Raw genomic sequence first — 11,738 nt, forward strand, 5'->3', positions numbered from 1 at the left:
AGGATGGGAGATACGGGCTCTCATGGGTCGAGACGGCGCAATCGGACAGCGCAAGCGCGCTGCCGGGAGAGCGCCTCCTTACCATGAGGACACTGGCTGGAGCGCTACGACCCCTTCGGCCGCACGATGGCCCAGCCGATCCGCAGCAGCGGCTGGCGGCCGGTGATCAGCCATTCGAACGCGCGCGGCACTTCCGGCACCAGGCCGGGAAACCGCTGCGCCAGTTCGGGCGGCGGGGTGCCTGAGGTGTCGGAGGCGCGCCAGACCACGACGCCGCCGGTTTCGTTGAATTTTGCCGGCGTCAGCCACGGCGTGCGCTGAGGCGCCGCGTCGAGCAACAGATGCGGACGCGACTTGTCCAGCGAGATCAGCTTCGCCAGTTGCGGGTCGCCGGCCACCGACCGCAGCCGCTGATTGGTGCGCCGCTCGAAACTGTCGGCGAAGAAATGCGCGATGGCGCGCCCGGGCATGGAAGTCGAGACCTCGGCGCTGCCGGTCCACGGCAGGAACAGCGTCACCGCGATGGTCGCCACCGCGGGCGCGATGACGATGAGCGCCCAGACCGAGCGCAGCATGCGCTGCCGCCGCAGCTGGATCAGATCGCCGTACACGACGATCGCGGCCAGTCCCGACATCAGCAGTGCGACGCCGGCGCCGCCGACGACGCGGTCGAGATCGAACAGGCCCGCGATCAGGCTTCCGGCCAGCGCGGGCGCGATGGCGAAGAAATAGACGAAATCCCGCGCCAGCGGATCGACCGGCGGCCGAAAGATGATCGGCGCCTCCTCGGGGTTGCGCGCAAACCAGCCGGAGTTGAACGCCGCCAGCAGCGGGATTCCGAAAACCGCCAGCAGCAGCCCGCCGAGCAAAGTCGCCCAGTGCAGCGCCCTGCCCTTGAGATCCGCGATACCGGGCCATGACGGCAACGCCAGCATGTCGGCGCGGATCAGCCAGATCATATAGGGCAGCACCAGCACGACGATCACGAGCAGCGCGAACAACGGATCGAACGATTTCAGCATGCGCCGCCCGCGCCTTGTCGCGAGTGCAAAGCCCGCGATCAGGAGCAACAGGCCTGTCGCGGCGGAGGTGGTCAGCAGCAACAGCCCGGCTTCGATCGACCAGGCGAACCAGGCATTGCGCCGGTTCTGGCCGATCAACTGCCAGGAATGCAGCAGCAGCAGCGCCCATAGCGGGCGCGCCAGCACCAGCGGGCCGAAATCGACGCCGGGCGAACTGAAGGCCGTGACCGTCAGCGTCAGCAGCACCGCGAGCACCGCCTGTTGTCCGCCGACAATGGCGCGCGCCAGCAGAAACAGCGTCCAGAAGGTCGTGATCGCGCAGAGCTGCGCCAGCAGGTAGACGCCGAACATGTGGTTGCCGGCGGCGCGGAACGCGATATCGGCCAGCCAGAACGCCAGCGGCGGCCCGAGATCGGTGCCGACGCGATACTCGCGGCCGAACGCCAGCACCGTGGCGAGGTCGTCGGGCGGGCTTCGATAGAGCAGCAGCGGCAGGATCAGCCATATCGCGGCCTGCGCCAGCACCACCAGCAAGACGATCAGCCGCGGCCGGGCGCGGATCAGTTCGATAATCAGGGAGGTGAAACGCATGAAACGTCCGAAATGCCCGCCCCGGCCCGATCCGCCGGCCCATTCGATCCCGAACGTTTGATAGAGCGCGTCAGCCGCCGAGGCAACTGGCGCTCGTACCGATCATGTCAAATCGGCGAGTCGCTTGCAGCCCATGCTTCGAGACGCTCGCGCCGCACGCACCTCAGCATGAGGTTGTTGTGTTTCAGCAAGTTAACCTCATGCTGAGGAGCGGCCTCTTGGCCGCGTCTCGAAGCATGGGCAGCAACCCCGATTGTCCGATTCGAGGTCTATACTGCGACCGCCACCTCGGCGCTGACCGGCATTTCGCCGCTCAGAAGGTCGGGTTCGACGGCTGACGGGTGATGTTTTTCCCGCGCGGCCACCACGGGAGCGAAGAAACGGCGGTGATGGACGCTCGGTCCGAGCCGGCTCAGCGCCTTCAGATGCTCCGGCACACCGTAGCCCTTGTGCTGCTCGAAGCCGTAGCCCGGACAATCCTGGGCCAGCGCACACATCAGTCGGTCGCGCGTCACCTTGGCGATGATCGACGCCGCCGCGATCGACAGCACCAGCCCGTCGCCGCCGATCACGGCGTCGCAGTCGCAGGCGACATTGAGCTTGTCGCGGCCGTCGACGAACACATGCCGCGGCGCTTCCGGCAGCGCCTGCACCGCGCGCATCAGCGCCCACAGCGAGGCACGCAGGATATTGTCGCGATCGATCCGCGCCGGAGACGCGAAGGCCACCGCGAACGACGAGGTCGCACAGATTTCCTCGAACAGCTCCTCGCGACGCTCGGCGGTCAGCCGCTTCGAATCATCCATGCCTTTTGGGATACGTTTGGGATCGAGAATCACGGCAGCCGCCCCCACCGGGCCGGCCAGCGGCCCGCGCCCGGCCTCGTCGCAGCCGGCCACCGGCCAGACGCCGCGCTTGATCAGCGCGCGCTCGCGGCGAAAGCTCGGCGGTGCCACCGCAATCACGCCTTTCGGCGGCTTCGGTTTGTCTTTTCCGGATTTGTCGCGAATCATGCCGGGATCCTGCGCAAGCGCGCCCGGGGGCGCAACCGGGAACCCGGCGCAATTCCCGCTATTCAGGGAAGCATCTCAACTCTCTCGTCGTCCCGGCGAACGCCGGGACCCATAACCACCAGCGTTCGTCGTAGCCGAAGTCGTCAGCCATTCACTACGATCGAGGGGACAACGCGGTATGGGTCCCGGCGTTCGCCGGGACGACGGTGATGGAGGAGCAAACCCTAAAACAAACTCAACTGCTGCCCGCTGCGTTTCGGCCGGGCGAAATGATCCGTGGTCAGTTTGGCTCGCCGCTTGTTGAGCCCGAGCTTTTCGCAGGCGATCTCGAAGCGGCGGCCGATCATCCAGGCCATCGGGCCGGTGCCCTTCATCCGGGTTTCCCACTGCGAATCATAGTCGCGCCCGCCGCGCATGTCGCGGATCAGGGTGAAGACGTGGCGATAGCGGTCGGGATAATTCGCCATCAGCCATTCGCGAAACAGATCGCGCACCTCGAGCGGCAGCCGCAGCAGCACATAGCTCGCTTCCCGGGCGCCCGCATGGAAGGCGGCATCGAGAATGCGCTCGATCTCGGAATCGTTCAGCGCGGGGATCACGGGCGCCACCATCACGGTGGTCGGAATGCCCGCCTCCGACAATTGCCGCAGCGCCTCCAGCCGCTTGGCCGGCGTCGAGGCCCGCGGCTCCATGGTGCGCGCCAGTTTCGGATCGAGCGTGGTGACGGAGAGCGCCACCTTGGCGAGATTGCGTTTCGCCATCCGCGCCAGAATATCGATGTCGCGGGTCACCAGCGCCGATTTGGTGACGATGCCGACCGGATGGCCGGTTCGTTCCAGCACCTCGAGAATGCCGCGCATGATCTTCCGCTCGCGCTCGATCGGCTGATAGGGATCGGTGTTGGTGCCGATCGCGATCATGCGCGGTTCGTAGTCCTGCGCCGCCAGTTCCTTTTCCAGCAGCTGCGGCGCGTCGGGCTTGGCGTATAGTTTCGACTCGAAGTCGAGTCCGGGCGACAGTCCGAGATAGGCATGGGTCGGCCGGGCGAAGCAGTAGACGCAGCCATGTTCGCAGCCCCGGTAGGGGTTGATGGAGCGGTCGAAGCCGATATCGGGCGAGTCGTTGCGGGTGATGACCTTTCGCGCGGTGTCGAGCGCGACGGTGGTCTTGAACGGCGGCAAATCGTCGAGGCTCTGCCAGCCGTCGTCGAAGGCGACCCGTGCCTCGGCCTCGAAGCGGCCGGAAGAGTTGGATTGCGCGCCGCGGCCACGCCGCCGCTCGCGCTCGATCGCGACCGCGAGTTCGGGAAAAGGAGAAGGTACACCCGCCGGCTCGGAGGGCGCCGTGACCGGCGGGTGCTTGAGGGCATGTGAGGATGCTCGGCTCATGTCGAGAACATAGCAGTCGCACAGAACAAAGCAAGAACATTAAATTCAGCCATCCACAGCCAAAGCGATTTCACATACACGCGGCGCGATCGGCGCCTGCCGCAAAATGCTGCAACAGGCTGGCTGATTTGAGTGTGACAAGGTGATAACAGTGCGGCGTTCCCCTCATCGAGGCATCGCAGAGACGTCCATGCTGAGCGTCATCATTCCCACCAACGGCGTCGAACAACCGGCTGTCGCCACGCTTGCAGCCCTGGTGCCGGGCGCCGCGGCCGGGGTGGTGCGCGAGGTGCTGCTGGTCGACCGCGCCGGCAACGGGGTGATCGAGCGCGTCGCCGATGTCGCGGGCTGCCGGTACCTCGCCTTTCAGGGATCGCACGCCGCGGCGCTGGCGGCCGGCGCCCGGCAGGCGCGCTCACCGTGGCTGATGTTCCTGCACGCCGGCGCGGTGCTGGACTCCGGCTGGATCGAGGAAACCACCCAGTTCGTCCAGGGCGTCTCCAGCAGCGGCCGTCCCCGCGCCGGGATTTTTCGGTATGCCCGCTCGCCCTATACCGACGCCGGCCTGCGCGACGGGCTCAAATTCATCGCCCGGATGATCGCGGGACCGTCGGCGGAACAGGGATTGCTGATCGCGCGCGATCACTACGACCGGCTCGGCGGCTACGCCCCGGACGCGCGCCGCTCCGAGGCCAGGCTGCTGCGCCAGCTCGGCCGCTCCTCGCGCACCCTGCTGCGCAGCCGGATCATGGTGGCATAGGCGTCAAGCCGTGTGGGATCGGCGAGTCGCTAGCTGCCCATGAGGCTCGTCATGCCCGGGCTTGTCCCGGGCATCCACGTCCTGGCTTCACTTCAACAAGGAAGACGTGGATGGCCGGGACAAGCCCGGCCATGACGAAAGCGGGAGGCGGCCCTCAAACTACTTGCCAAAGTCAAATAATTATTTGACAATGGCAAGTATCGAGGTGCGCCATGTCCCCAGCCGATTCCAATGACCACCGGGTCTCAGCTATCCGGGCTTTCAACCGGTTCTATACCCGCAAGCTCGGCGTGCTCGATCAGCAGCTGCTGAAAAGCCCGTTCTCGCTGAGCGAGGCGCGGGTGCTGTACGAACTGGCGCACCGGGACGACGCGGCCGCCAAGCAGATCGGGATCGAACTCGGGCTCGATCCCGGCTACCTCAGCCGCATCGTGCAGAAATTCGACGAAGACGGCTTGATCACCCGCAAGCCGTTGGCGTCGGACCGCCGGCAATACCGGCTCGCGTTGACCGCAAAGGGGCGCCAGACCTTTGCCAGGCTCGAACGCAGCATGAAGGACGAAGTCGGCGCCATGCTGGCGGCGCTGCGTCACGGCGACAGCGACCGGCTGGTCGCGGCGATGGCCACCATCGAACGGCTGCTCGGCGCCACCGACGCGCCGCCGCCCGCCATCCTTCGCGACCCCCGCCCCGGCGACATGGGCTGGGTGGTGCAGAGCCACGGCGCGTTCTACGCCGGCGAATACGGTTTCGACGCCTCGTTCGAGGCGCTGGTCGCCGAAATCGCGGCAAAATTCCTGACCTCGTTCGACGCCTCGCGCGAGCGCTGCTGGATCGCCGAACTCGATGGCGTCCCGGTCGGCTCGGTATTTCTGGTCAAACACAGCGACGATATCGCCAAGCTTCGGCTGCTGCTGGTCGATCCGGCCGGGCGCGGACAGGGGCTGGGCACAAGGCTGGTCGGCGAATGCGTCGCGTTCGCGCAAGCCTGCGGCTACCGCAAGATCACGCTGTGGACCCAGAGCATTCTGGTCGCCGCCCGCAAGATCTATCAGGACCAGGGTTTTGTATTGGTCGGCACCGAGCCGCACCGCAGTTTTGGGCAGGATCTGATCGGCGAGACCTGGGAGCGCGAGCTGTGACCGGGATGCGTCGCGATGGCCCGCGGCGCATTCACGGGGGAATGCAGTGGTGTTCCACAAGCAACGTGCCAAACAACTCCGCGATGAAGCTTGGCGGGATATGTGGGGGGGCGCTGTGGGCGTTGCTGAAGAAGACGATCCGGCGGCGATGACGGTTCTTCTCCCCTCCCACCGCGAAGCGGCGGGGAGGGGTCGGGGGTGGGGGGTCTATCCGCACATACAACTCGCGAGTTTGCACACGACTCGCGGCGAGTTTGATGAGACACCCCCCACCCCCGACCCCTCCCCGCCACGCGCAAGGGCGCGTGGAGGGAGGGGAGAAAGACACGCAGTGCGAAGGACTACACCGACGCGCCCTGCGCCTTCGGCCGGCGCAGATGCTCGTCCAGCCGCGGCATGATCTCGACGAAATTGCAGGGCCGCGTGCGATAGTCGAGCTGCGGGGCCAGAATGCCGTCCCAGCCGTCGCGGCAGGCGCCCGGCGATCCCGGCAGGCAGAAGATATAGGTGGCGCCGGCGACGCCGGCGGTGGCGCGGCTCTGGATCGTCGAGGTCCCGATCTTGGCGTGGCTCAGCATGTGAAAGGCGATGGAGAAGCCGTCCATGCGCTTTTCGAACAACGGCTCGATCGCCTCCGGCGTGACGTCGCGGCCGGTAAAGCCGGTGCCGCCGGTCGTGACGATGACGTCGATGCCGGGGTCGGCGATCCACCGCTTGACGATGATGCGGATCGCGTCGACATCGTCGACGATGATCAGGCGCGCCGCCAGCGTATGACCGGCGGCGACCAGCCGGTCCGCCAGCGTGGCTCCGGATTTGTCATCCGCCAGCGAGCGGGTGTCGGAAACGGTGAGCACCGCGATGTTGAGCGGGATGAAGGTCTTTGCTTCGTCGATGGACATTGCGCTCTATCCTCCGTGTCCCGGACGCGGTGCAGCGTCCTTCACGCTGCTCCGCAGAGCCGGGACCCATATCTGGAAGCGCGACGTAACGTGGGCCCCGGCTCTGCAGCGCATCATTGCATGCTGCGCAGCGTCCGGGGCACGAGCTACTCGCGCTACAGCACCCCCGCGCCAAACGTATTGCATGACGTCACCGTGCCCTGCTGGTAGCCGGTCATGAACCACTGCTTGCGCTGCGCGGCGGAGCCGTGGGTGAAAGAGTCAGGCACCACCCTGCCGGTGGACTGGCGCTGCAGCGTGTCGTCGCCGATCGCGGCGGCGGTCTGCAAGGCGGCTTCGATGTCGCCGGGCTGGACGAAGCCCGGGCGCTTCTTCTCCTCGCGGTTGACCCAGACGCCCGACAGGCAATCGGCCTGCAGTTCGACCTTGACCTGCAACGCATTGGCTTCCGCCTTGCTGCCGACCTGCTGCTGCAGCCGGGTCACGCGCGGCAGGATGCCGAGCAGGTTCTGGATGTGATGTCCCGCTTCATGGGCGATGATATAGGCTGCGGTGAACTTGCAGGCGTTGCCCGAACAGCCGCGAAACTTGGTTTCGACCTGGCGGAAGAATGCGGTGTCGAGAAAGATCTGCTTGTCGGGCGGGCAATAGAACGGCCCCATCGCCGACTGCGCCATGCCGCAGCGCCCGCCATTGGTGGCGTTGCGAAACAGCACGATGCGCGGGCCCTTGTAGGTTTGTCCGCTGGCCTTGAAGATCTCGTCCCAGCGATCGTCGATCTCGCCGAGCACGCCGGCGATCATGCTGCCCATCTCGTCGGTCGGCGCGCCGGTCTTGGCGGGCGCGGACCGGCGATCGGATTGGTAGGACGGCGACTGGTTGCCGCCGGTGAGAACTTCGGCGCCGCCGATCAGGATGCGCGGATCGATGCCGAGGGCATAGCCGACGATGCCGAGCACGATGATGGTGCCGATGCCGAGCCCGCCGCCGCCCATCGGCAGCCCCATGCCGCCGCCGCCGCCCATCCCGCCGCCACCGTCGTCGCGACGGTCATCGACATTGTCGCTGCGGCGGAAGTCATCGTAACGCATGGCGGTATTTCCTCATTCCAGCTGGCTGGCGGCGCACTCGCCAACACCTAACGCGGCAGTCGGGTAAAATTTCCATTCCATTAATCAATAACCCGCCCGGCAATTATTGCCTAGCCATCAATCGCATCCGGGACGCACGCAATACGCGCACTCGATAACCCGGTGTTTACCTCGGCACGTCAAGGTACCGCCAGTCGGTTGTTTAGTCCCGCGTCGCCGACAGCGTCGCCTGAGTCAGAGTAATTGAGTCATGGTTGAGTCGCGTCGCGGGGCGTCTGCAAGGGCGCCCCGCACACAATTTGAGTCCGAGTCGAGTGCTCGTATCGTCGTAGGCGATTGCGTCGCCGAGATGTCGAAGCTTGCCGCAGGTTCGGTCGATCTGGTGTTCGCAGATCCGCCGTACAATCTGCAGCTGAAGGGCGACCTCAAGCGCCCCGACGAATCGCATGTCGACGCCGTCAACAACGACTGGGACAAGTTCGCGTCCTTCGCCGCCTATGACGATTTCACCCGCGCCTGGCTGCTGGCCTGCCGCCGCATCATGAAACCGTCGGCGACGCTGTGGGTGATCGGCTCCTACCACAACATTTTCCGCGTCGGCTCGATCATGCAGGACCTCGGCTTCTGGGTCCTCAACGACATCGTGTGGCGCAAGACCAATCCGATGCCGAATTTTCGCGGCCGCCGCTTCACCAATGCCCACGAAACCATGATCTGGGCCGCGCGCGACGAAAAGGCCAAGGGCTATACGTTCAACTACGAAGCGCTGAAGGCCGCCAACGAAGACGTGCAGGCACGTTCAGACTGGCTGATCCCGCTGTGCACCGGCGACGAACGCCTCAAGGGCGCCGACGGCAAGAAGGTTCATCCGACCCAGAAGCCCGAGGGCCTGCTGGCGCGGGTGCTGCTGTCATCCTCGAAACCCGGCGATCTCGTGATCGATCCGTTCAACGGCACCGGCACGACAGGCGCCGTGGCCAAACGCCTCGGCCGCCGCTACATCGGCTTCGAGCGCGACCAGACCTATGCGACCGCGGCGGAAGCCCGCATCGCCGCCATCGAACCGCTGCCGGAAGCCACCCTGGCGCCGTTCATGACCGCGCGCGACGCGCCCCGCGTGGCGTTTTCCGAACTGATCGAGCGCGGCATGATCTCGCCCGGCACAAAGCTGGTCGATGCCAGGAAGCGCCATGGCGCTCTGGTGCGCGCCGACGGCGCCATCATGCTCGGCGACAAGGTCGGCTCGATCCACCGCATGGGCGCGGTGGCGCAGGGCTCCGGTGCCTGCAACGGCTGGACCTTCTGGCACATCGAGACCAAGAAGGGTCTCAAGCTGATCGACGAACTGCGCGCCGAAATCCGCTCCGGCATGGCGGCCGTGTAATTACTGCGGGCTGCCGCCTCGATTTGTGCTATATGTTGCAGCATCCGTACTCCGCACCGGCCGTTGTTGACGGCCAGATGGAGGATCCGATGCGATCCCGGACGTCCGAGTCATTGATCGTGCTGCCGCTGCTGCCGATCTTTCTGGTCGGCCTGCCGCCGATGCTGCTGCTGAGCTTCCTGGGCTTTGCCGGACTGGTCATTCTCGGCATGCTGCTGATCTGCGTCGGCCTCTCCGGCGGGTTCGACGCCAACAATGCCTTCAACGAGGAAGTCATCGTCCACGGCTATGCGCGCCGCACGGAGCGCGCCGTGCAGGCCTCGAACCTGCATTCGGCGATCCGTTTCGGCACCCTCATGACGGCGATCGGTACCGGGTTTATCGCCGCAGGGGTGGTCGGCTTTTTCTGCTTCGGCTGACCGGCGCGGCAGCGCGCGCCGAGCCAATGCGCGCGATACTCGCCAGCAGCGACGACGCGAGCCGTCGCGCCTGTGGCAACGGCGATCAGGCCGCGCGCACGATCCGCCGCGCCGCGCCCGACCCGGTCTGATCGACCAGATTGCCGCGGGCATGATCGAGATAGGTTCTGATTTCCTGCGTCAGAAGACCCGACTGCGACGACACGTCGCCGGATGCCGCCATGGTCGACGTCGCGAGCTGCTCGGTGTCTTTCGCAGTCTGCGCCAGCGCCTGAATGGTGGTGGCGATTTCGCCAACGACCGCGAACGCGCTGTCGATGCTGTGCGCGATCTCGGCAGTCGCCTGTGCCTGCGCTTTGGACGTCTCGGCGACCTTGCCGGTAATATCGTTGACCTCCGTGATCACGGTGCCGATTTCGGTGATCGACAGACCGACGCGGTCGGCGGCCGACTGCACCTGCCCGACCTGAGACTCGATCTCGGCGGTAAAGTTCGCGGTCTGGGTCGCCAGCGCCTTGACCTCGTGGGCGACGACGGCGAAACCGCGCCCGGCCTCGCCCGCCCGTGCCGCCTCGATCGTCGCATTCAGCGCGAGCAGGTTGGTCTGGCTGGCGATGGCGTTGATCGACTTGACGACCTCGCTGATGCGCGAGGCGACATCCTTCAGCACATTGACGCTGCCGGCGGCGTCGCCCACGCGCTCGACGGCGCGTCCGGCGATTTCGGCGGAACGCAGAATGTCGGCGCCGACGCCGTTTGCATTCGAGGCCAGCCTCGTCGTCGCCGACGCGACCGACTGCATGCTGGAAGCCGCCTGCCCGGACGCCGAGGCAATCGAGTTGATACGTTCGCGGGTGGACGATGCGCCGGCGCGCAGATTTGCCGCCGTCCCGCTCATTTCCGTCGCGCCATTGTCCAGGGCGGAAACGATCGAACCCACGCTGCCCTCCAGCTCGGAGGTCTGGCGCTCGAATTGCCTGATGCGGGCTTCGATGCTGACGGTCGCGTCGTTGATGGTGTTTGCGCCCTGCAGCAGCGCGCCATGAAGTCCGCCAGGCAGGATACGCCGGTAATACTTGTTGTGATGCACGGCGTCCATCGCCGCGGTCGCATCGCGGACGAAGGCATCGCAGCCGTCGATCATGTCGTTGATGACCCGAAGCAGCCCGGTCAGGCTGTCGTGCTCCGGGATCGACAGAACCCGCGCCTCGAAGTCGCCCGCGGCGATCCGCTTGCAGACCTCCTGCGCCTGTCGTGTCAGGCGCGAGGTCTTGACGATCCAGAGCATCGCCAGCCCCGACGAGGCAACCGCCAGGGCCTGCAAGCCGAGAGCCGCGCCCTGGTAGCCCCACAGATGCAAGGCCGATGCGGCGATCGATCCGAGGATCGCGACCGCAATGCTAAGCAGCGCTCTTGTGAGAGAATACAAGTTCTTCATAGGCGACTTTCTTCGAGGCGACGAACTCGGTCAGGGCCTTGAACCCGGCCGCGAGCGCCTCTTTTCCATTGACGTGACTGCGTTCGATTTTCAGCACTTCGGCATAGAGCGGCATGATCGCCGTCTCCAGCATCTCGCGATCGGGGACCCGGCGATTGGAGTGGTAGCCGATCATGGCGCCCGTGACATCGAATGACGGCGTCACATGGGCAAAGACCCAATAGTGATCGCCATTGCGGGCCATGTTCTTGACGAAGGCGAAGATTTCGCGGCGATCCTCGATGGTGTCCCACAGCAGGCGAAACACGCTGCGCGGCATGTCGGGATGCCGGATGATGCTGTGCGGCTGGCCGATCAGTTCGGATTCACGATATCCGGCGATCTGGCAGAACAATCCGTTGGCGTAGGTCAGGCGTCCCTTCAGATCGGTTTTCGAGACGATCAGTTCGGATGCCGGGAAGAAAGTCTCGCGACCGCTCGGAGTAACGTGATTGGCCATCGTTGGCTTCCAGTCCCGCAATCGCCATTGATCGCGCGTACAGGACAATTAGGAACCTGGACTGAATTTTCCCTTAAGGTTCGGCGGCT

At 65.6% G+C, this 11,738-nt stretch carries 11 protein-coding genes; 4 read left to right on the top strand and 7 right to left on the bottom strand.

Translation table 11 applies throughout. The features are described 5' to 3' along the window. Nucleotides 1–104: 104 nt before the first annotated feature. From Q7U29_RS16460 to Q7U29_RS16470, 3 genes are all read right to left on the bottom strand, one after another. Nucleotides 105–1,613 (bottom strand): glycosyltransferase family 39 protein, encoded by a 1,509-nt coding sequence (locus Q7U29_RS16460; RefSeq protein WP_304743232.1) that lies wholly within the window; start codon nucleotides 1,611–1,613, stop codon nucleotides 105–107. A gap of 269 nt (nucleotides 1,614–1,882) precedes the next feature. Then, the gene (locus Q7U29_RS16465) at nucleotides 1,883–2,626 is read right to left on the bottom strand and encodes a ribonuclease HII (RefSeq protein WP_304743234.1); all 744 of its coding nucleotides are present in this window, start codon (nucleotides 2,624–2,626) and stop codon (nucleotides 1,883–1,885) included. Nucleotides 2,627–2,850: 224 nt separating this feature from the next. After that, a complete protein-coding gene (locus Q7U29_RS16470) occupies nucleotides 2,851–4,014 on the bottom strand; it encodes a PA0069 family radical SAM protein (RefSeq protein ID WP_304743236.1) in 1,164 nt (387 codons plus the stop codon). Nucleotides 4,015–4,204: 190 nt separating this feature from the next. Here Q7U29_RS16470 and Q7U29_RS16475 point away from each other — a divergent pair, with 190 nt between their 5' ends. Both Q7U29_RS16475 and Q7U29_RS16480 read left to right on the top strand, forming a co-directional pair. Continuing rightward, a complete protein-coding gene (locus Q7U29_RS16475) occupies nucleotides 4,205–4,774 on the top strand; it encodes a glycosyl transferase (protein WP_304743238.1) in 570 nt (189 codons plus the stop codon). A gap of 212 nt (nucleotides 4,775–4,986) precedes the next feature. After that, entirely contained in the window at nucleotides 4,987–5,916 is a 930-nt protein-coding gene (locus tag Q7U29_RS16480) for a helix-turn-helix domain-containing GNAT family N-acetyltransferase (protein WP_304743240.1), read from the top strand. A 341-nt stretch (nucleotides 5,917–6,257) separates the two neighbouring features. Here Q7U29_RS16480 and moaB read toward each other — a convergent pair whose 3' ends face one another. Both moaB and Q7U29_RS16490 read right to left on the bottom strand, forming a co-directional pair. Further along, nucleotides 6,258–6,818 (bottom strand): molybdenum cofactor biosynthesis protein B, encoded by a 561-nt coding sequence (moaB, locus tag Q7U29_RS16485; RefSeq protein ID WP_304743242.1) that lies wholly within the window; start codon nucleotides 6,816–6,818, stop codon nucleotides 6,258–6,260. Between the two features lie 155 nt (nucleotides 6,819–6,973). Further along, complete coding sequence (locus Q7U29_RS16490; protein WP_304743244.1) at nucleotides 6,974–7,909, bottom strand: neutral zinc metallopeptidase; 936 nt, start codon at nucleotides 7,907–7,909, stop codon at nucleotides 6,974–6,976. Between the two features lie 250 nt (nucleotides 7,910–8,159). Between Q7U29_RS16490 and Q7U29_RS16495 the strand changes: the two genes are divergently transcribed. Continuing rightward, nucleotides 8,160–9,293, top strand: coding sequence for a site-specific DNA-methyltransferase (locus Q7U29_RS16495; RefSeq protein ID WP_304743246.1), 1,134 nt, complete (start codon nucleotides 8,160–8,162; stop codon nucleotides 9,291–9,293). Nucleotides 9,294–9,382: 89 nt separating this feature from the next. Next, entirely contained in the window at nucleotides 9,383–9,712 is a 330-nt protein-coding gene (locus Q7U29_RS16500) for a hypothetical protein (RefSeq protein WP_304743248.1), read from the top strand. Between the two features lie 85 nt (nucleotides 9,713–9,797). Here Q7U29_RS16500 and Q7U29_RS16505 read toward each other — a convergent pair whose 3' ends face one another. Continuing rightward, nucleotides 9,798–11,150: a methyl-accepting chemotaxis protein gene (locus tag Q7U29_RS16505; protein WP_304743250.1), complete on the bottom strand. Its 1,353-nt coding sequence runs from the start codon at nucleotides 11,148–11,150 to the stop codon at nucleotides 9,798–9,800. Further along, nucleotides 11,113–11,649, bottom strand: coding sequence for a PAS domain-containing protein (locus Q7U29_RS16510; protein WP_304743251.1), 537 nt, complete (start codon nucleotides 11,647–11,649; stop codon nucleotides 11,113–11,115). The genes Q7U29_RS16505 and Q7U29_RS16510 overlap by 38 nt, the downstream gene beginning before the upstream one ends. Nucleotides 11,650–11,738 lie beyond the last annotated feature (89 nt).

This window comes from Bradyrhizobium sp., from assembly GCF_030654605.1.
GTDB lineage: Bacteria > Pseudomonadota > Alphaproteobacteria > Rhizobiales > Xanthobacteraceae > Bradyrhizobium.

Coding starts and splice junctions, on each gene's coding strand:
- Q7U29_RS16460 (WP_304743232.1), bottom strand. CDS start 1,613: ATGCGTTTCACCTCCCTGATTATCGAACTGATCCGCGCCCGGCCGCGG.
- Q7U29_RS16465 (WP_304743234.1), bottom strand. CDS start 2,626: ATGATTCGCGACAAATCCGGAAAAGACAAACCGAAGCCGCCGAAAGGC.
- Q7U29_RS16470 (WP_304743236.1), bottom strand. CDS start 4,014: ATGAGCCGAGCATCCTCACATGCCCTCAAGCACCCGCCGGTCACGGCG.
- Q7U29_RS16475 (WP_304743238.1), top strand. CDS start 4,205: ATGCTGAGCGTCATCATTCCCACCAACGGCGTCGAACAACCGGCTGTC.
- Q7U29_RS16480 (WP_304743240.1), top strand. CDS start 4,987: ATGTCCCCAGCCGATTCCAATGACCACCGGGTCTCAGCTATCCGGGCT.
- moaB (WP_304743242.1), bottom strand. CDS start 6,818: ATGTCCATCGACGAAGCAAAGACCTTCATCCCGCTCAACATCGCGGTG.
- Q7U29_RS16490 (WP_304743244.1), bottom strand. CDS start 7,909: ATGCGTTACGATGACTTCCGCCGCAGCGACAATGTCGATGACCGTCGC.
- Q7U29_RS16495 (WP_304743246.1), top strand. CDS start 8,160: ATGGTTGAGTCGCGTCGCGGGGCGTCTGCAAGGGCGCCCCGCACACAA.
- Q7U29_RS16500 (WP_304743248.1), top strand. CDS start 9,383: ATGCGATCCCGGACGTCCGAGTCATTGATCGTGCTGCCGCTGCTGCCG.
- Q7U29_RS16505 (WP_304743250.1), bottom strand. CDS start 11,150: ATGAAGAACTTGTATTCTCTCACAAGAGCGCTGCTTAGCATTGCGGTC.
- Q7U29_RS16510 (WP_304743251.1), bottom strand. CDS start 11,649: ATGGCCAATCACGTTACTCCGAGCGGTCGCGAGACTTTCTTCCCGGCA.